At 62.9% G+C, this 17372-nt stretch carries 19 protein-coding genes; 12 read left to right on the forward strand and 7 right to left on the reverse strand.

Annotated elements, in window-relative coordinates; all coding sequences use genetic code 11:
* The first annotated feature begins 246 nt into the window (after positions 1-246).
* The 3 genes from LQ220_RS21440 (at position 247) to LQ220_RS21450 (ending at position 3496) form a co-directional block, all read left to right on the forward strand.
* Positions 247-1641 (forward strand): ISNCY family transposase, encoded by a 1395-nt coding sequence (locus LQ220_RS21440; RefSeq protein WP_230190143.1) that lies wholly within the window; start codon positions 247-249, stop codon positions 1639-1641.
* Positions 1642-2045: 404 nt separating this feature from the next.
* Positions 2046-2258: a type II toxin-antitoxin system Y4mF family antitoxin gene (locus tag LQ220_RS21445; protein WP_230190182.1), complete on the forward strand. Its 213-nt coding sequence runs from the start codon at positions 2046-2048 to the stop codon at positions 2256-2258.
* Complete coding sequence (locus LQ220_RS21450) at positions 2255-3496, forward strand: type II toxin-antitoxin system HipA family toxin (RefSeq protein ID WP_230190144.1); 1242 nt, start codon at positions 2255-2257, stop codon at positions 3494-3496. Before LQ220_RS21445 ends, LQ220_RS21450 begins: the two co-directional genes overlap by 4 nt.
* 203 nt (positions 3497-3699) lie before the next feature.
* On the opposite strand, the gene LQ220_RS21455 is transcribed toward LQ220_RS21450, so the two are convergent.
* Genes LQ220_RS21455 through LQ220_RS21465 form a run of 3 tightly spaced genes read right to left on the reverse strand, consistent with a single transcriptional unit; the run spans position 3700 to position 5666 of the window.
* A complete protein-coding gene (locus LQ220_RS21455; RefSeq protein WP_230190145.1) occupies positions 3700-3969 on the reverse strand; it encodes a PilW family protein in 270 nt (89 codons plus the stop codon).
* Between the two features lie 49 nt (positions 3970-4018).
* Positions 4019-5065, reverse strand: coding sequence for a nucleotidyl transferase AbiEii/AbiGii toxin family protein (locus LQ220_RS21460; protein ID WP_230190146.1), 1047 nt, complete (start codon positions 5063-5065; stop codon positions 4019-4021).
* Positions 5058-5666 carry a DUF6088 family protein gene (locus tag LQ220_RS21465; protein ID WP_230190147.1) on the reverse strand — a complete coding sequence of 203 codons (609 nt, stop codon included), beginning with the start codon at positions 5664-5666 and terminating at the stop codon, positions 5058-5060. Before LQ220_RS21465 ends, LQ220_RS21460 begins: the two co-directional genes overlap by 8 nt.
* 783 nt (positions 5667-6449) lie before the next feature.
* Here LQ220_RS21465 and LQ220_RS21470 point away from each other — a divergent pair.
* Both LQ220_RS21470 and LQ220_RS21475 read left to right on the forward strand, forming a co-directional pair.
* On the forward strand, positions 6450-7493 hold the full coding sequence (locus LQ220_RS21470; RefSeq protein ID WP_230190148.1) for a DUF2493 domain-containing protein: 1044 nt from the start codon (positions 6450-6452) through the stop codon (positions 7491-7493).
* 433 nt (positions 7494-7926) lie between these two features.
* Positions 7927-8238, forward strand: a complete 312-nt coding sequence (locus LQ220_RS21475; protein WP_066213957.1) for a hypothetical protein — start codon at positions 7927-7929, stop codon at positions 8236-8238.
* Between the two features lie 126 nt (positions 8239-8364).
* Here LQ220_RS21475 and LQ220_RS21480 read toward each other — a convergent pair whose 3' ends face one another.
* The gene (locus LQ220_RS21480; protein WP_230190149.1) at positions 8365-8592 is read right to left on the reverse strand and encodes a hypothetical protein; all 228 of its coding nucleotides are present in this window, start codon (positions 8590-8592) and stop codon (positions 8365-8367) included.
* Positions 8593-9049: 457 nt separating this feature from the next.
* On the opposite strand from LQ220_RS21480, the gene LQ220_RS21485 reads away from it, so the two are divergent.
* The 6 genes from LQ220_RS21485 (at position 9050) to LQ220_RS21510 (ending at position 15602) form a co-directional block, all read left to right on the forward strand.
* A complete protein-coding gene (locus LQ220_RS21485; RefSeq protein ID WP_230190150.1) occupies positions 9050-9343 on the forward strand; it encodes a ribbon-helix-helix protein, CopG family in 294 nt (97 codons plus the stop codon).
* Positions 9330-11699 carry a type IV secretion system DNA-binding domain-containing protein gene (locus tag LQ220_RS21490; protein WP_230190151.1) on the forward strand — a complete coding sequence of 790 codons (2370 nt, stop codon included), beginning with the start codon at positions 9330-9332 and terminating at the stop codon, positions 11697-11699. The genes LQ220_RS21485 and LQ220_RS21490 overlap by 14 nt, the downstream gene beginning before the upstream one ends.
* A gap of 3 nt (positions 11700-11702) precedes the next feature.
* Positions 11703-14747, forward strand: coding sequence for a MobF family relaxase (gene mobF, locus LQ220_RS21495; protein ID WP_230190152.1), 3045 nt, complete (start codon positions 11703-11705; stop codon positions 14745-14747).
* Between the two features lie 67 nt (positions 14748-14814).
* On the forward strand, positions 14815-15018 hold the full coding sequence (locus tag LQ220_RS21500) for a hypothetical protein (RefSeq protein WP_230190153.1): 204 nt from the start codon (positions 14815-14817) through the stop codon (positions 15016-15018).
* Entirely contained in the window at positions 15008-15211 is a 204-nt protein-coding gene (locus LQ220_RS21505; RefSeq protein WP_230190154.1) for a hypothetical protein, read from the forward strand. The genes LQ220_RS21500 and LQ220_RS21505 overlap by 11 nt, the downstream gene beginning before the upstream one ends.
* Positions 15212-15227: 16 nt before the next feature.
* On the forward strand, positions 15228-15602 hold the full coding sequence (locus LQ220_RS21510; protein WP_230190155.1) for a hypothetical protein: 375 nt from the start codon (positions 15228-15230) through the stop codon (positions 15600-15602).
* A gap of 62 nt (positions 15603-15664) precedes the next feature.
* Here LQ220_RS21510 and LQ220_RS21515 read toward each other — a convergent pair whose 3' ends face one another.
* Both LQ220_RS21515 and LQ220_RS21520 read right to left on the reverse strand, forming a co-directional pair.
* On the reverse strand, positions 15665-16036 hold the full coding sequence (locus LQ220_RS21515; RefSeq protein ID WP_230190156.1) for a helix-turn-helix domain-containing protein: 372 nt from the start codon (positions 16034-16036) through the stop codon (positions 15665-15667).
* Positions 16033-16404 (reverse strand): DUF6516 family protein, encoded by a 372-nt coding sequence (locus tag LQ220_RS21520; protein WP_230190157.1) that lies wholly within the window; start codon positions 16402-16404, stop codon positions 16033-16035. Before LQ220_RS21520 ends, LQ220_RS21515 begins: the two co-directional genes overlap by 4 nt.
* 195 nt (positions 16405-16599) lie before the next feature.
* Between LQ220_RS21520 and LQ220_RS21525 the strand changes: the two genes are divergently transcribed.
* Positions 16600-16830 carry a DUF5818 domain-containing protein gene (locus LQ220_RS21525; protein ID WP_230190158.1) on the forward strand — a complete coding sequence of 77 codons (231 nt, stop codon included), beginning with the start codon at positions 16600-16602 and terminating at the stop codon, positions 16828-16830.
* 37 nt (positions 16831-16867) lie between these two features.
* On the opposite strand, the gene LQ220_RS21530 is transcribed toward LQ220_RS21525, so the two are convergent.
* Positions 16868-17221 carry a type II toxin-antitoxin system PrlF family antitoxin gene (locus LQ220_RS21530; protein ID WP_230190159.1) on the reverse strand — a complete coding sequence of 118 codons (354 nt, stop codon included), beginning with the start codon at positions 17219-17221 and terminating at the stop codon, positions 16868-16870.
* Positions 17222-17372 lie beyond the last annotated feature (151 nt).

The following is a 17372-nucleotide window of genomic DNA, read 5'->3' on the forward strand; positions in this document are numbered from 1 at the left end:
CGCAGCGCACCAGCAGGGCCTATGCTGCGCAAGGTTGAAACGCTACGCATAGCCCCTGCTGAACGCGAGCGGGACATCTCTACTTTGAAGAAAATAAGACTTCTCTAACTTGCCCGAACAAATTTCTGTAAGCGCTGTAAGCGCAAAGTAGAGATGTCCCATCCCGCAAATTAGAGATGTCCCATTGTGATGGGTGCTCGCGGGCAGCGGTGGCATAGTCATCCTCTGCACTGGAGGACGGCGCTTATGACGGTGGTGGCGATGAGCCATGGCGAGCTTTCGCGGTACGATACGCTGCTTCGGGTGATGCGTCGGGAGCTGCGGGTTCAGGATGCGGCAAACCTGTTGGGCTTGACGCGTCGCCAGGTTGGCCGGCTGTTGATCCGTGTGCGAACTGACGGCGCTGAAGGCGTTGTTTCACGAAAGCGTGGTCGCCCGAGCAACCGCAGGCACAGCGATGCCTTTCGGGAACAGGTCCTGTCACTGGTGCGCGAGCATTACGCGGATTTTGGTCCAACTCTGGCGGCCGAGTATCTGGCGGAGCGGCACGGCATTGTCATTTCGCACGAGACGCTGCGCAAGTTGATGATCATGGCCGGGCTCTGGAAGGATCGCGACGCGCGGCGTCCTCGGCCTTACCAGCCTCGCTACCGCCGGGATTGTCGCGGCGAGTTGATCCAGGTCGATGGTTCGAAGCATTGGTGGATGGAAGACCGCGGGCCGCAATGCACCTTGCTGGTCTACATCGACGACGCGACTAGCGAGCTGATGCAGCTGAAGATGGTCGAGAGCGAGAGCACGTTCGCCTACATGGACGCGACCCGCGAGTACATCGAAAAGCATGGCAAGCCCGTAGCGTTCTACTCCGACAAGCACGGCGTCTTCCGGAACAACACCGCAAGTGCGAACGGCGATGGCATGACCCACTACGGGCGGGCGATGGAATCGCTGAACATCGAGATCATCTGCGCCAACTCGCCGCAGGCCAAAGGCCGGGTCGAGCGTGCCAACGCGACGCTTCAGGACCGGTTGGTCAAGGCGATGCGGTTGGAAGGGATATCGACGATCGCCGAGGCGAACGCGTTCCTGCCGGACTACATGGAGCGGCACAACGAGCGGTTCGCGAAGCCGGCGTTCGATCCGCGCGATCTGCACCGGCCGTTGGCACCGCATGACGATCTGCGCACGCAGCTGGTCTGGCGCGAGTGGCGCACGGTGACGCAAGCGCTGGCGCTGCACTACAACAAGGCGCTGTTCATCCTGGATCCGAACGAGATCAGCCGGGCACTGGCTGGCAAACGCGTGGAGGTCTGCGAGTACCCCGATGGTGGCCTCGAGATCCGCCATGGCGAGCATGCCCTCCCCTACCGGATGCACGACAAGATCCGGCAGGTGAACCAGGCTGCCATCGTCGACAACAAGCATCTCGACGCAGCGCTGGCCATGGCGAAGCTGATGCAGGAGCAGTTGCCTCCCAGGAAGCGGAACGACAACGAGCCGAAGCGTCGCTCGCAACCGACGCACCTCTTCCCTCCCCCGCTCGGCCCCGACGGCCTGCCAATCAAGCCCAAGCGCGGACGCCCTCCCCTTCGGCGGATCAAGCCTACTGATGCAGCTCTGCGCGTACTGGAGAACTGTTGAGGGAGCCCACTGCTATCGCAGCGGGTCCAAGGCGCATCCCAGCAACCGCAGCGCACCAGCAGGGCCTATGCTGCGCAAGGTTGAAACGCTACGCATAGCCCCTGCTGAACGCGAGCGGGACATCTCTACTTTGAAGAAAATAAGACTTCTCTAACTTGCCCGAACAAATTTCTCCGCTAATTAGAGATGTCACACCGGCCTATTCCACCTGTGTTATCCCACAAATCCGGGCCACGGTCAGATTGTGGGATAACTTGCGACCCACCGCCTCATATCGCACCGCTTTGACATTCCCGTTCGGGAATTTGTGCATGAACTGATGCCTAGATCTGCGTTGTTGTTCCCGAACGGGAATAAATGGCTTGCAATCGGTCGCAATCGAGCCTAAGTTCCCGCTCGGTAATATGGACAGCACCTCACTTGGCCTCCTCGTGCGCCGCGAACGCAAGGCGCAGAACCTGAAGCAGGCAGAGCTTGCGGCAGTGAGCGGCGTTGGCGTCCGGTTCATTGTCGATCTCGAAGCAGGTAAGCCGACGCTGCAACTCGGCAAGGTGCTTCAGGTCATCACGACGCTCGGCTGCGAAGTCCAGATCGCCCCGCCCGCGAGCCGTTCATGAGCAACAGGCTCACCGTCTGGTGGGACGGCCGCGTTGCCGGCACCCTCTATCTTGACCCCTTCGGCGAAACCCAGTTCGCCTATGATCCAGCCTGGCTGGCCGAGCCCCGCGCTCCGGCGCTGTCATTCTCGCTGCCCAAGCAGGCCGAGCCATTCCAACGCCGGGATTGTCAGCCGTTCTTCGGCGGCATTCTGCCCGAGGAAAGCCAGCGTACTGCCATCGCCCGCGCGCTTGGTGTCTCGGCCGACAATGAATTCCGGCTGCTTGAGCATCTCGGCGGTGAAGTGGCAGGCGCTTTGACGCTACTGCCCGAAGGCGAAGCCCCTACTCTCCTTAGCGCCGCAGCGCCCAGACTTCTCGATGATGATCGCCTGATCCAGTTGCTCGATCATTTGCCGATGCGCCCAATGCTGGCGGGCGAGGACGGGCTGCGGCTCTCACTCGCGGGCGCGCAATCCAAACTGCCGGTACTGCTGATCGACGGGCAGGTCGCCCTTCCCGCACCGGGGCAGCCGACCAGCCATATCCTCAAGCCTCCGATCACGCGGTTTCCCGCGACGACCGAGAACGAATACTTCTGCATGTCGCTTGCCCGCGCGATTGGTCTTGATGTCGCTCCGGTCGAAATGCGTACGGTTCGCGATCGTTCATTTCTGTTGATCAGTCGCTATGATCGGGCCATCGGTCCGTCAGGTGAACTGGTTCGCATGCATCAGGAGGATTTTGCGCAAGCACTGGGTGTGCCCTCGCACCGCAAATATGCGAGCGAAGGCGGGCCGAACTTCCCTGATTGCTTCGCACTGTTGCGCCGCGTGGCGACCCGCCCACCGCGCGACATCCTTCGGCTGCTCGACGCCGCGATCTTCAACTTGATCATCGGTAACGCCGATGCCCATGCCAAGAACTTCAGTCTCCTGCACAAGGACGGCGCAATCGTGCTCGCGCCGCTTTACGATCTGCTGTCGACGGTCCTCTACCCCGAGCTCTCGCCCAAGCTCGCCATGAAGATCGGCGGGAAGCACCTCCTCAATGAACTCGAGCCTCGTCATTGGGACAAGTTCGCCGCCGACTGCGGGCTTGGCGCCCCGTTCGTGCGGACCCGGACCCGGCAATTATGCGAGGCTGTCATCGCTGCACTGGACAGCGAAAGCACCGACCCCGCCTGGGCGGCAGATGGGTTTGCCCCAGTAATAGACTTTGTCCGGGAACGGGCCGGGCTGCTCGAAGGGAAGTTGTGATATCCGAGCCGCTTGGTGGGACCGGTCCGAGAATTCGCGACATAGGCAGCCGAATTCCGAGAAAACGCGCTTTAAGCGGTACGATTTGCGAATTTTCGAGATTTAGACCTGCTTGATCGTGTGTGTCGCATTTTACCCTGCAAATTCCGGACTCACCCAATTGCAGGGTAAATCTGCCTCACGCCTGACTACATGGAATGCGATCAACTGCTCTCGTCGGCATTGGCCTGATCCAGCAGATCCATGAATGTCCGCGCCGCATCGCGGTCACGAGGGTCCTTGAAGGCGACGTCGAGGTCCGGCGCCGAACCCAGCATGTAGAGCAGCGACCACATCGCAAACCTGCGGCCCTTGTCGGCTTCAAGGCCAAACTCGACCTGCATCCGTTCGATACCGCTGGCCATCGCTGCGGGCGAAACCGCACCGAGATCATCGGTCCCGAAGAAGCGCCGCATCTGGTCGTCGAATTCCATCCGAGGCATCTCCTGATTTCTCTTATCGCCTTGCCGGTGCCCTTGCGGGCTAGCCGGCCGCATTGATCCGCCCCTCGATATCCGCGAGGCGGGACACCAGTTCTTCGAAGGCCGGCGGCTCCTCCATGAACATTTCCGCCATGGCGGCGTAGTCCACCGCCAGTTCCTTGCGCATTGCTTCGGTGACCGAAAGCCGCAGTGTTCCGAGCTGCGCCGTTCCATAGGAGGCCTTGGCATCAGCGAAGAGCAGGCTCTTGTTCCTGACGACCTGCTCCAGCAGCTCACGCTCGGTCAGCGCCCGTTCCGTGACGCCGGCGGCATCGAGCATGAACACATCGTAGAAGTGCCGCGACAGACCTGGCCGCAATTTGCCGCTGTGGTGCAGCGCATGCAGGATCGTCGCCTTCTCCCAGTAGGTCCTTTCGAGCGCAAGCGTTGGCACGGCAGTCACCGCATCGGGCACTTCGCCCGGAAAGTCCTCGGCGACGTAGGGCAGGATGTCCCGCTGCTCGAATGGCTCGGGATCGCCCCTTGCCCCAAACTCGAGCTTGATTCTCGGCTGCACGTAGCCGGTACGCCCGCCATAAGTGTTACCATAGTCGAGGCCGTAGCCCGAGGATGCCGGATAGTTGAACAGGACGGTCTGCCGATCCTTGTCATCGGGATCGGCCTCGATGCTCCAACCATCACGGGTGCCCAGGACTTCCTCGATCGCTTGCGCGAGCGTCGGCAGGAGGATCGTCCCCACCCAGTCTTGCGCGGCAGCGCCGAGCGCCTTGCCGCGCCGTTCGCGCTCCTTGCCGCTGATGTCGCTCGCCATCGGCGAAGCAACCTCGCCGAGCAGCGGCGCTGCGCGATTGATGGTGAGATCGATGTCCTCTGAAAACCGTTTGATGATCCCGAATGCTTTCGAGAGCGAGGTCCCGCCCTTGAAGGTCAGGACTTTGGCCAGCTCGGGCACGCCCATCAGCCGGCGCAGGGTCCAGCACACCCAGAAGTCCTTCTCTACGATGAGCGGCGTGAGATCGCGGCGTGCGGCTGCTTCGGCAAAGAACGCCCGCCGCTCTTCGGCAGGCCGCCGGGCAAATTCATCCATGGTGCGCCGCCCCGATCTTCAGCACGACATCGCCCATCCACCCCGGCATCTGCACGCGGCCCTTGAGCAACGTCTGCACGTCCTTGTCATCGAGCCGCGCGGCAAGCTGCGAAATCGCATCAGCATTGACGTTGTCGCGCCCCAGTCCAGCCAGGTACTGGACCACGCCGTTGGCAGCCTCCGAGGCATTGCCCAGCACTGGCGCGCGGCTGTGCTTCAGCGTGACGCTTCGGCCAGCGGCCTGGCGCACGCGGGTTCGTCCTGTCGTCGCATAGCTCGTCCTGGCAGGTACTTGCGTCGACAGGCCAAGCCTGTTCGCCGCTGCCGCTGCCGAGGGCGCGAGCCGGTCGCCGCTTTGCGCCGATACGGCCTGCGCGATCATCTCGGCATCGGGTGTCAGCGCGCCCAGCTTGTCGTGCAACTGCGGATAGTCGTAGAGGCCGCGCCCGATCCGGCGAATCTCCCCAGCCTGCGCTAGGCGCGACAGTGCCATGTCGACCGAGCCGCGTGTGCCGAAGTCGATGAAATGCTTGGGGGTGAATACCCACCCTCTCCCCTTCGCGCGAACGCGCTTCATGATCTTGTCGGCCATGGCGGACATGATTCGAGTGCTCCTTTCGTTAGAAACTAGCACACATATTTCTAACAAACCATATCCCCGTGAAAGGGTTTTGATGACGATCATGATCATCGCCATCGCTTGCCTGCTGATCATCAACGTTGGCGCTTCTGGCATTGGTGATGCCGATGATCGGCAGGGTGCCAGACATCGCCGGTCAGAAGTGAAGGAGCGGCCCCGTCAAGATTGCCGCACTCGGTCCCGCGCGCCTTGCTGGCGCGCTCCTGCGGGTGCGGGGTTTCCTGCATTGGGCCGCCGGCGCTCTTGCCTTCGCCTCCGTCGCCGTCCCGCGCCCGTGCGATGCACCGGGCCACGGGCCGACTGACTGGCTCCGGCAAGGGGTCCGTCTTTTGTTGCTGGCGCCGCCAACAACGGCGCAGCCAGCGCGCCCCGCGACAACCACCAACATCCTTCAGCCAGGGCAATCAAGCGGGGCGCAGAGGAGATGGCGTTTTGCGGTTAACCCCGAACGCCCTGAAGGGGTTCGGGGGCAAAACCGAAATCTCTCTCTCATCTCGGTGGCTGAGCGAAATCAGCATCGCCATAGCATGACGCCTGGGAGATTGGCGGCCGTCAAGGATCGCGGGTGCCCCCCGATTTTGGCCTGCTGCGGCTACTGCCTTGCGAGCAAAAATCGGCTCCCCCCACGCCCGCTACTCGCGGCGGCAGCGCGTGCGCGCCGCCGTCCCTGACCGCCTGACTCCGGCGTCCTTCAAGGCTCACTTTCATCAGCGTGATGAGAGAAAATTCCTTTTGGAGGTTATCATGACGGACCGTTTCTCGAACTTCGCCGACCTTGCCGAACACTATGCGCGGGAAATTGCCATGCCCGACTATGCTGCCGCATTCATGGAGCAGACCGAGCTTGCCAAGCTTTCGATCGAGCATGAACCGAGCGCTGCCGAAATGCCCGATCCAGATGTGGCGCAGGCGGCAATCGAGATGATGCTCGCCACCGTGTTCGACCTGTTCCGCGATACCCGGATGGAGGACATGGCAAGCGAGGTCGCCTGGGGCATTGCCAACAGCTTCCACGTGGTGGCCAAGCGCCTCGACAGCAGAGAGGATTCGATGGCGAACCGGCTGCAGGAGAAGCTTCGCGAATACGATCCGAGCGAAGTCTATGCGACCGATCTGGAAGACCTCACCATGCAGGCCCGCAGCCTCGCCGAGTGCCGCGATGCGATGGAATGCATGCGCGACCATGCTGCGAAGATCTACCTCGTGGAGACCGGTCGTCCCTTCTCACCGGTGCGCGGCTCGCGGGTGTCGTCCAAGACCAATGCTTCGATGATCGAGGCGCGCGATTACCTTGCCGCGCAAAAGGCGCAGCGGCGCGAACAGTTTGCGCCTACGGGCCCGGTCGTGGTGTTCTCGGGCGGGCAGCAGTTCACCGACATTGCTCAGGTTGAAGACTACCTCAATGCGATCCGGACGCGCATCCCTTCGATGGTGCTGGCAACGACCGCACAGAACAAGGGCGCTGACGTGATCGCGGCAGCCTGGGCATCGAGCAAGAACGTCCCCGTCATCCTGTGCAAGCCCGATGCCTCGCGGGGTCCATCGGCGCCCTACCAACGCAATGCGCGCATGCTCAGCTTCAAACCGGTCGAGGCGGTGGTGTGCAGCGGCGGCGGCATCCAGGCGAACCTCGCCGACCGGCTGCGTGAGGCGCGCGTGCCGATGCACATTGTGCGCGACGCCGGTACCCAGAACGAGGCTCCCCCGGCGCGGTCAAAGGCCCCGGCTCAGGCAGAACGCGGCGGGGCAAAGCGCACGGTCAATGGCGACGATCTCCCGCCCTTCTGAGCGGGAGACAACGTGATCCGACTTTACCGAAGGGTGTCCGGTCTAACCGCCGGATGCCCTTCTTTTTTGTCGCTTGGATCGCCCCTGGTCTGACCCGGCTCGCTCGCTGGGCCCCGGGTGACGGCCTGCCGGCCTGCCCGGTTCCCAGCCTTCGCATCGGCCGGGCGGCAGGCCAACACTTGGACCCACCGGTGGCGTTGACCAACAGGGGTTAAAACTCTCGCAGAATTCCAAGCATGATGACCCCCATTGTCCCGCGTCAAGAAGGGCGGTTCCCCCAATTTTTCTTGCCACTCCGGCTGCGCCTGCGCTCCAGAAAAATCGGCACCCCCACCCCCGCTTCGCGGCGGGCCGCGGGCGGCCCGTTCCTGACCCGGGCCAAGCTCGGTCATCTTTTCGGAGGCCTCTTCAATGATTTTGACAGGAGGCTCAAATGAACGCTCTCACGACCGCACTCGACATCCCGGCTTTCGATCCCATCAGCTATGACGCCGCACTGCGCGCCGCCACTGTCCGGGCCCAGCACAGCTTCTTCGACCAGCACGTGATCGAGGACGACGAGGGCTGCTTCGTCGCTATCGACGAGGGCGACTATAATGCGCTGCCCCAGCACCTGATCGACCGGATCGTCCATACGGTACCGGGCATGATGGCAGACGATTTCGACGAGGCGAACATCGCCCGCGCCGCAAGCTTCATGAGCGTGGTGATGGATCCCGAATGGGACGCGGACTGCCCGTTCTGAGATGCAGATATATCGCACAGCGTCGGAGGGCTCGTCAGGGGCTCTCCGGCCCCTTTTTTGCTCCGGTTCATAAAGCGCAGCCGGGGCATCGAGCCCCGGCTGCGCTGGTCTCTTGCGAGACCGGTTTCAGCTTTTCGCCAAGCGCTTTTCCACTTCGTCCAGGCCGAGCTTTCCGAGTGCGGCGAAGAAGCCTTCAACCCGCTCGAACGGTGCCTTGCCGAGTGCCGATTTTCTCAGCAGTTCGGCCATGGCATTCTGCTCGCTTTCCCGCAGCTTCGCTTCGCGCGCTTCCAGCGCGTTTCGCTCCCTTGCGATTGCCTGTCGTTCCGCTTCAAGACTTCCTTTCCTGGCCATGATGATACCTCGTGGGTTGGCGCTGAAACCTCCCGCGCCCATCGTTCCAAGCTTGGACGACTTTGGCAAGACCTGTCCTGCATGTCCCGGCAGAAATTATCAGCTACCGATAAGTAACATCCAAACACAAATGACAATCCATCACAACGTGAAGTGCCCTTCCCCATGTCGCTTAAGAAACCTGTAACATGCACAAAACGAAGGTTGGTGGATCAGTGGTATAGATAGCACACCCTACACGGCATTGCCGTAGTGAAATCATCGGACTTATGCGGGTTTGCGATTGTCCGCCGCCATATGACATGTGTCTGACATCGTGGCGGACAACGTAAATCCGTCATTTACCCGTCTGACGGCGTCACACAGCTATTGTTCGCGCCGCTTGACTTGCCAAGCATGGACCAATCGCCTAGAACGGTTCTCGCGCAATTCCCATCGGGCCCTCGCTGAGGGCTAGATGATGACAGATGAAACCCGCGTCTCCGTTCGCCTGCCAAGGCGGCTTGCCGAAGCGCTCGACAAGGCTGCCGAAGCACAATCGGTCAACACTTCGATCATTCTTCGCGCTGCGCTCGAGACATATCTCGGCACGCTCGCCGGTGCCGGCGATGCGGAGCGGCGCCGACAGTTCTCAGCCGAGTATGTTTTCCTCGTCGCGGACCTGATCGCCCAGCGCGAATATCCTGATGTCCACAACGAACTGTTGACCGAAGCCGAACGCCGGATGGAGGCGCTTCATGGCGCGTCCTGACGCCTGGTCCGATCAGACCCGCCCGGGCAAGCTGCTGCATCATTCGGCGCGCGGCACGACGCCGCGCAACGCCGGAAACTTTACTCGCGGATCGCAGCTCATCACCCATGAATATCTGATGTGGTTCGCTTCCGCGCGGCTGCCCTTCCTGGTCTGGTTCTTCGCGTTTCTGTTCATCGTTTCAGTCGCCCTCGCGCTGCGGCTCCAGGAACACGAAGTGCAGATGATCCTGATGCGGATCTATGCATCGGGATGGAGCTTCATGGAGTTCAGCAGCGCGAAGATCATCAATCTTACCTTGCCCTCTGGCGAGGTCATTCCCGCGCCGATCGGCATGGTCGCCTCGCACCCGGATGTGGTGATCGCCTGGAACAAGCTGACGCGCGCGTTCCTCGGCTCGCTGTTCATTTCGCTGTTCGTCGCGCTGCCGCTCACCGTGTGGTTCATCGACTATTCGCGAAAGCGCGGGAAGGCCATTCTCGAGGAGCGGCACCAGCGCGGCGCGATGCTGGTGGATGCGCCTGCGCTCGCCGCTTCAATCCACGAACATAACCGGGCCGCGTTGATCGCGGAAGTTGCCGAACGGCTCCCGGGCAGGACCCTCGAACAGGTCCTCGCCATGCCGCTGGCCAAGCGCAAGGCGTCCGGCATTCACCACGCCTATACCATCGCCGGCGTGCCCTATCCCTGGCGGACCGAACAGGCCCATGCGATGATGATCGGCTCCACCGGCACCGGCAAGACGACGCAGATGCGCGACCTGATTGCCCAGATGCGCGTGCGCCGTGACCGGGCCGTGGTCTTCGATCTCACAGGGGCTTACGTCGAGGCTTTCTACAACCCTGAGACCGACATCGTCCTCAATCCGATGGACAAGCGTTGCCCGTCCTGGTCAGTGTTCGACGAGGCGAAGAACCATGCCGATTTCATCGCCATTGCCGCGTCCCTTCTGCCGAGCGACGGGGGCGGAGCTGAGCCCTTTTGGATGCTGGCTGCGCGCACGCTGTTCGTCGAGACTTGCGTCAAGCTTGTACGGATCGGCCAGGCGACCAACCAGGCCCTTGCCAGCAAACTGATGATGGCCGACCTCAAGGAGGTCCACAAGTTTCTCGAGCGCACCGTCGCCGACCCTCTGACCGCACCTGAGGCGGCCAAGATGGCGGAATCGATCCGGGCCGTGTTCAACACAAATGCCCAAGCCTTGCGGTTCCTTCCCGAGGGCAAGGCGCACTTCTCGATCCGCGAGTGGATCGGCAAGGAGCACCTGCCTGGCTCGATCCTGTTCATCACCTCCTCGCACACCGAACTGGTGCTCAATCGCGCCCTGCTTTCGCTGTGGATGAACCTTGCCGTGCACTCGCTGATGCGGCTGCCACGGACCCGCTCCCTGCGCACCTGGTTCTTCTTCGACGAGGTCCACGCGCTTCACCGCTTGCCCGCAATCGAGGACGGCATGCAGACCGCGCGCGGGTTCGGCGGAGCCTTCGTGCTTGGCATCCATTCCTTCGCCAAACTGTCGGAGACTTACGGCAAGGAGGGCGCGCAGAACCTTGCGTCGCTGGCGCGCACCAAGCTCATCCTTTCGGCCGCCGACCACGACACCGCCGAGCAATGCTCGGAGTTCATCGGTGAGCGCGAAGTGCGGATCATGGATGAGGCTTACAGCTACGGCTACTCGACGATCCGCGATGCCGCGACGATCACGCCGCGCACCGAACTCCAGCCCCTGATGCTCGCATCCGACATCATGAAGCTGAAGTCGCTCTATGGCATCCTGGTGTTCCCCGAAGGCTTCGACGCCGCCCGGATCAAGCTTCAATACAAGGACTATCCTGCGATCGCGCCGGGCTACGTGCTGCGCGAGAATGTCGAGCCGATCGAGTACGTCGCTCTCGACCTTGGAGATGGTAACGAAGACGACGAGGATTCTTCGGAAGAAGCGGGCGGGCGCGAGAACAGGGATGCGCTTGAAGCCGACCTTGCGCGCGCGGCCGAACCCGTTCCCCGCGAGGCACCGGTCCGCGGATCCTCGCACGAGCATGTCGCGCGCCAGATTGAGCAGACCGCCCCTGCCAATCCTCTCCCCCAAAACGGCATGGCGGGCCAGATGCGGTTCCGGTCGCAGTCGGCCGGACCTGCATCTGGGCGCAGCGCCCGCGAGGCCAATCGAGACACTGCGCGCTCCGCGAAGCCAGCCTCCCGCTCGTCAGGCAAGACGACCTCGCCGCGCACGGCTCAGGCAAACCGCGAGCTTGGCGAGAACCTCGAACCCGACCCGCGCGATACGCGCAGCCGGGACGGTACATCCCCCTCCCCCGAAGCTCCGCCCACCCCTGACGACGGCATGGAGATGTAGGCCATGCATTCGATCGCCCCAGTCCGCTCGTCGGGCGGCGCTGCCGCCTATTTCGCTCAGGACAACTACTACACGGTGCAGGAAAACGCGGAAGTCGGGGTCTGGGCCGGCGAGGGTGCGCGTCTGCTTGGGCTTTCGGGCCAGGTCGACAAGGACACGTTTGAAGCGATCCTGAATGGGCGGCTCCCCGACGGTGAGATGGTCGGCCAGGTCGAGGGGCGCAGGCTGGGTGTCGACCTCACGTTCTCGATGCCAAAGTCAGCGTCGATCCTGGCGCTGGTCAGCGGCGACACGCGGATCCTTGACGCCCATATGGCGGCGGTCAGATCGACCATGTCGCAGCTCGTCGAAAAGCAGTTCGCCGAAGCGCGCAATTACGAACGCAATCGCAATGGTGAGCCTGAGAAGACCGGCAACCTGGTCTATGCCCTCTTCGCCCACGACACGAGCCGTGCGCTCGATCCGCAGGGGCATATTCATGCCGTCGTCGCCAACCTCACCCGCGATCTCAAGGGCAATTGGAAGGCGCTGTGGAACGGAGAGATCTGGAAGAACAACACGACCGTCGGCCAGTTCTATCACGCAGCATTCCGCGCCCAGTTGCAAAAACTCGGCTACGAGACCGAGGCCGCTGGCAAGCACGGCGCTTTCGAAATCAAGGGCGTGCCCGCCGAGGTCATCAAGGCGTTCAGCCAGCGCCGCGAGGACATCCTCGCCAAGGCTGAGGAGACTGGCATATCGGCTCCCAAGGGGCTCGACCGGATCACGGTCAACACGCGCGACGCCAAGCTTGCGGTTGCCGACCGGGAAGCGCTGACCCGCGATTGGCAGGACAGGGCCCAGGCGCTGGGGTTCACCGGCAAGGCGCTTGTCGCCGAAGCGCGTGAGCGGGCCCAGGAACAGACACGCCCTTCCTTGCGCGAAACAGCGAGCACGGCTTTTGCCGAAGTGGCGGTCAGGATCGGTGCGGCCTTGCGTCCACCGAGCGAACTGGCCGCGAGCGGTCCGGCTGCGTTTTTGCTCAGCGCCGCCACGATCAAGGCACAGCATGCCACGGCCTCGGCGATCCGGCATCTCTCGGAGCGCGAGGCAGCCTTCAGCCCCCAGGCGATCCTGAGCGCCGCGCTCGGGTTCCAGATCAAGGGGCTCGAAGGCGGCGCAGTGGTGGAGAGGATCGGCGAACTTGTCCGCGAGGGCCACCTCATCCCCGGCAAGTCGGACCGGCTCGATGGGCACTACGATCTCGTGACCACGCCCGCGGCGCTTGGCCGAGAGCAGCAGATATTGGACCGTATCGATGCCGGGGTCAGCAAGGGCCGGGCCTTCATGGCGCCGGACGTCGCCATGGCGCGGCTGCAGGCGGCGGCGCGCGAACTCGGGATCGAGCGGGCCGGGGGCGATGGCTGGCAGCTCAATGCCGGACAACTCGCCGCGGGCGTCGCCGTACTGTCGGGCAAGGATCGCTTCCTCAACATCCAAGGCGTCGCGGGTGCCGGCAAGTCGACCCTGCTGGGTGCGCTCGACAAGGTGCTTGGCGCAGAAGGCGTCAAACTGATCGGCCTCGCCTTCCAGAACAAGATGGTCGCCGACCTGCGCGGCGGAGGCACGAGCACGATGACGGCCGAGCAGATGCGCGAGGCGGGGATCGAGGCCTGGACCATCGCTAGCTTCGTCAACCGTTATGCCGGGCCTGCGGCGCAAGGCCATGGAGAACGGTTCGAGGCCGCGCGCACCGCGCTCAAGGACACGGTCATCATCACCGACGAAAGCTCGATGGTCTCCTCGCGCGACATGGTGAGCCTGACGATGATCGCCCAGCGGCTCGACCTCGCCAAGGTGCCGTTCATGGGCGACCGTCAGCAGCTGTCGGCGATCGAGCAAGGCAAGATGTTCGCCGTGTCGCAGGCCGCTGGGCAGGCGACCGTGCGCATGGATGAGAATATTCGCCAGAAGGGCTCGCCGCTGCTGCTCGCGGTGGCAGGCCTGTCGAACGAAGGCCATGCCGGGCTCGCGCTCGATCTCCTGGCCGCGCACGGCCGGGTAATCGAGGAAAAGGCCGATCATATTGCGGCAGCCGCCGACCTCTGGCTGTCGCTAGCGCCAGACGAGCGCGCGCGCACTGCCATATTCACTGCTGGCCGCGATGACCGCACCCGGATCAACGGACTCGTCCAGCAGGGCCTGCTCAAGGAGGGCAGCCTCACCGGTCCTGGCGTCCCGCTATCGACGCTGCAAAGTGCCAATGCCACCCGCGAGGAGATGCGCTTCGCCTCTACCTACCGGGCCGGCCAGGTGCTCGAGGCGCGGATGGACCTGCGCGAACTGGGGCTGAAGCGCGGCGAATATGACGTCGTGGCAATCGGCCGCGGCGGCAAGGTGACGGTGGAGCGCGAGGGCAAAAGGAAGGTCATCGACCCCGACCGGATCGACCCGCAGCACCGCTTCGACCGGATCGGGCTCTACGACCGCAAGGACATCACTCTCCATGACGGCGAGACGGTGTTCTGGCGCGAGAAGGACGCGGCCCGTGACATCGCCAAGTCGACCTATGCCACGGTCGTCTCGGCAACCAGGGACGCCGTGACGCTTGAGCTGGCCGACAAGCGGCAGCTTACCCTGCCCTCGGGCGATCCCATGCTGCGGCGGCTTGATCTGGGCTATGCGCTCAACGCTCACATGGCGCAGGGCATGACCCAGGCTCAGGCGATTGAGGTGATCTCGTCAACGCAGCGAAACCTCGCCACCCAGCGCACCCAGAACGTCCTCAATACCCGTGCGACCGATGACATGCGCGTTGTGACCAACGACCTCGAAGCGCTCAAATTCCAACTCGACCGGACGCCGGGCAACAAGACCTCGGCGCTGGAGACGGTTGGCAGGCTTGATGTCGATACCAAGCCGGCGAACCCGATCGAGCCTCGCCAGCTACCCGAACTCAGGATGAGCCCGGAACTGAAGGCGAAGCTTGATGCCGTCCTCGGCCCGGTCGCGGCGCCTCCGGTACGCCAGCTCCCTGTCCCGGAAAAGTCGCTGGGACTCGACCTGTGAGGCCCCTGCCTTTCCTTTCGCGCGAGCGCAGGGCTCGTCTGTTCGACGGCTGCCAGGCGGCACTGGTGTGGCTGGCGTGCTCGCTTGTGTCGTGTCCGATCCGGCGGTCGAGAGGCTGGCGCTCGCCGCCATGGGTGCCGTCGCGCTTGCCGCGGCATTGGCGGTGCTTTTCCCAATTGCGCCGGAAGCCACAGGCGCGGCAGCGCCCCCTGTCCCGACATCCGGCAGTGCTTCACCGATCAGGAAGGAGGACGAGTCCCATGTCCTATGACCACCAGGAAATCGGCGACTTCGCCAATGAGAAGGACGCTCAGGACTGGGCGGAACGAAACAACCTCGATGTCCGCGACCTCCACTACCGCAGTCGCGGTAGTCGGGGCGTTACCCTGAGCGTGCGCCGGTCGGCGCTCGGGGACTCTGCAACCAGCGACCTCTCATACGGCCGCCGGACCGGCTTTTTCTGAAACCAGGAGACCACCCATGAAACTGAAATACCTGTTGTTCGCGCTTCTTGCCGTGGGTTCCCAGCCTTCGCTCGCTGCCGAGCCGGCATCCGGCCTTGGCGAGACTGCTATTGAGCCGGCCGCCGCAGTCGCTGCGGTTCGCAGGCAGGAGCTGCAGCGCGTCGCCGATGCGCTGACCGCCGAAGCCAGTGCGAAAGCAGCCGTGAACACGCAAGATGCAGCCCCGGCGATCAAGGCGCGGTTCAAGGCAATGAAGCGGCCCTCCCCTACTGCCGAGCAGCCAGACTGCGATGATTGTCCTGACAAGGCGGTTGCTCCCCGCCCCGATTCTGCCAGCCAGGTTCGCAACCGCGACTGCATCGACTGCGTCGAAGAAGCGATCCTGGCCTGACCAGAAGGCGCGGCCCGGGTCGCCTCCCACCGGGCCGCGCCACCATTTTGCGGATTGCGCGATCAGGCAGCCTGCGCGCGCAACGACAGGTCGAGCCGAATATCGTCGTAATTTACTCGTGGAGCGAGTGCACGGTTGGGCCGCTTCTCGAAACGCACGAGACCGTAACGCTCCATCGTCTTCAATGTGCGCGACAGATTCGACTTGGCTCGCCCGGTTCGTTCGACCAGCGCCTGCAAGGACTCCGGCTTTTCCTTGGCGATCAGCGCCAGGAGTTCCCGGTTGCGGTCGGACAGCACCTTGGCGAGGCTCTCGATCGAGGTGAACCATACCTTCGGCCCCTGCCCCGACGGCTTCAGCTCGCCCCGCGCGATGGCCATGGTCCGGGCTTTGTAGTCCGCCGGGCTGGCGATTCCGATTTTCAACGTCGTCATAACTTCACTCCTCGCTGCGCCAGCACCGCTTCGACTTCTGTCCAGAAATCGGCCAACAGGCTTGCGGCATCGGCGTATTCGTAGGGACGAATGGTCCGCAGCCGATGCTTGTGGTCGAACGCAGCCGCTTGTTTCGCCCCCGGTCCGGAACCCGACGTCACCGGATGGGCATTGTCGAATCCGACCAACCGCTCGCCCTTCCCGTCGTGCAGAGTGAGCGAGTAGCGCAAGCCGTGCGGTCTCTCGGGTGAGCTTGCCACACGTTTGACCTCGAACTTGACCCAGTGGTTCCCCGAAGGATCGATGACAAACACTTCGCCATCGAGCGGAAGCAAGGCATCAAGGCTCGAGTCGTGCGGCTCATCCACCCTGCATAGTTATCACACGCTGATAACTATGCAACCTGCATCGTTAGCGGGGCCTTTGGTCGGCCCCTTGGACGGGTCGTTAGTATGCGCCAGTTCCTGCGATGGCTGGGCAAATTCGATCCTGCAGGCTAAGGCCGACCAGGGCCTGCGGCATGCGCCCCAGGCAGTTTCCTCCATCCGACACCAAGTCACCCCATGAATTCGACCAGTTCCTACTCAGCGAGATTCCATATCGGAACAATCGAGCCCGGTGCTCGAGGACCGATCCTGCGCGACGATGACGGCTTGTGCTGGCGGCTTGGCTTCGTCGATGAACGTATGGCAGACGGTCTCAACGGGCGGGTCCGGGTGCGCGGGCGCATCGTCGATGTCGACAGGATCGAGGTCGAATACGTTGAGGTTCAGGCTGATGCAGAGGACTCTTGATCAGCTTTCCGTGACCGCCCAGCCATTGTCCGCTTGGTCAAAGGGCAACGTGACCGTCGATTGGGTCATCGAGATCGACTCGAACATCTGTTGCTAGCGGCGTAATGCGCGCGGCCAATTCGGGACTAAGCGCTTTCACAGTCTCGGGGCGGCGTTTCAGTTCCGCCGCCAGAAAGCTCAGGAAGCTGTCGATCGCTGGGTCCTCATCGTCATCGACACGGGAGACGGTGATCCTCCCACCGCTCATGCGAAAGACAATGCGGCCGCCATTGTAGACGCCCAGCGCCTGACGCACGGCCTTGGGGACCGTCGTTTGCCCCATTGCGTTAATGGTGCTGATTTCCTCGAGCACACTCGTAATTCCGCTCTTCATGCCGAGGCATGAAAACATGGAAAATCCCTGCCCTGTCAAGTTGGCGCTCGGGATCGATCGACCTCGCCATATGAGAAGCTCCGCAGGGTATGCGGAGAATAACTTGTCCAATCTCCGCGTCGCCACCGATCGCCGGAAGGGGCAATCGGCGCTTCGCGCCGTGGAGTAC

The organism is Sphingobium sp. CECT 9361 (assembly GCF_918741285.1).
Classification (GTDB): Bacteria; Pseudomonadota; Alphaproteobacteria; order Sphingomonadales; family Sphingomonadaceae; genus Sphingobium.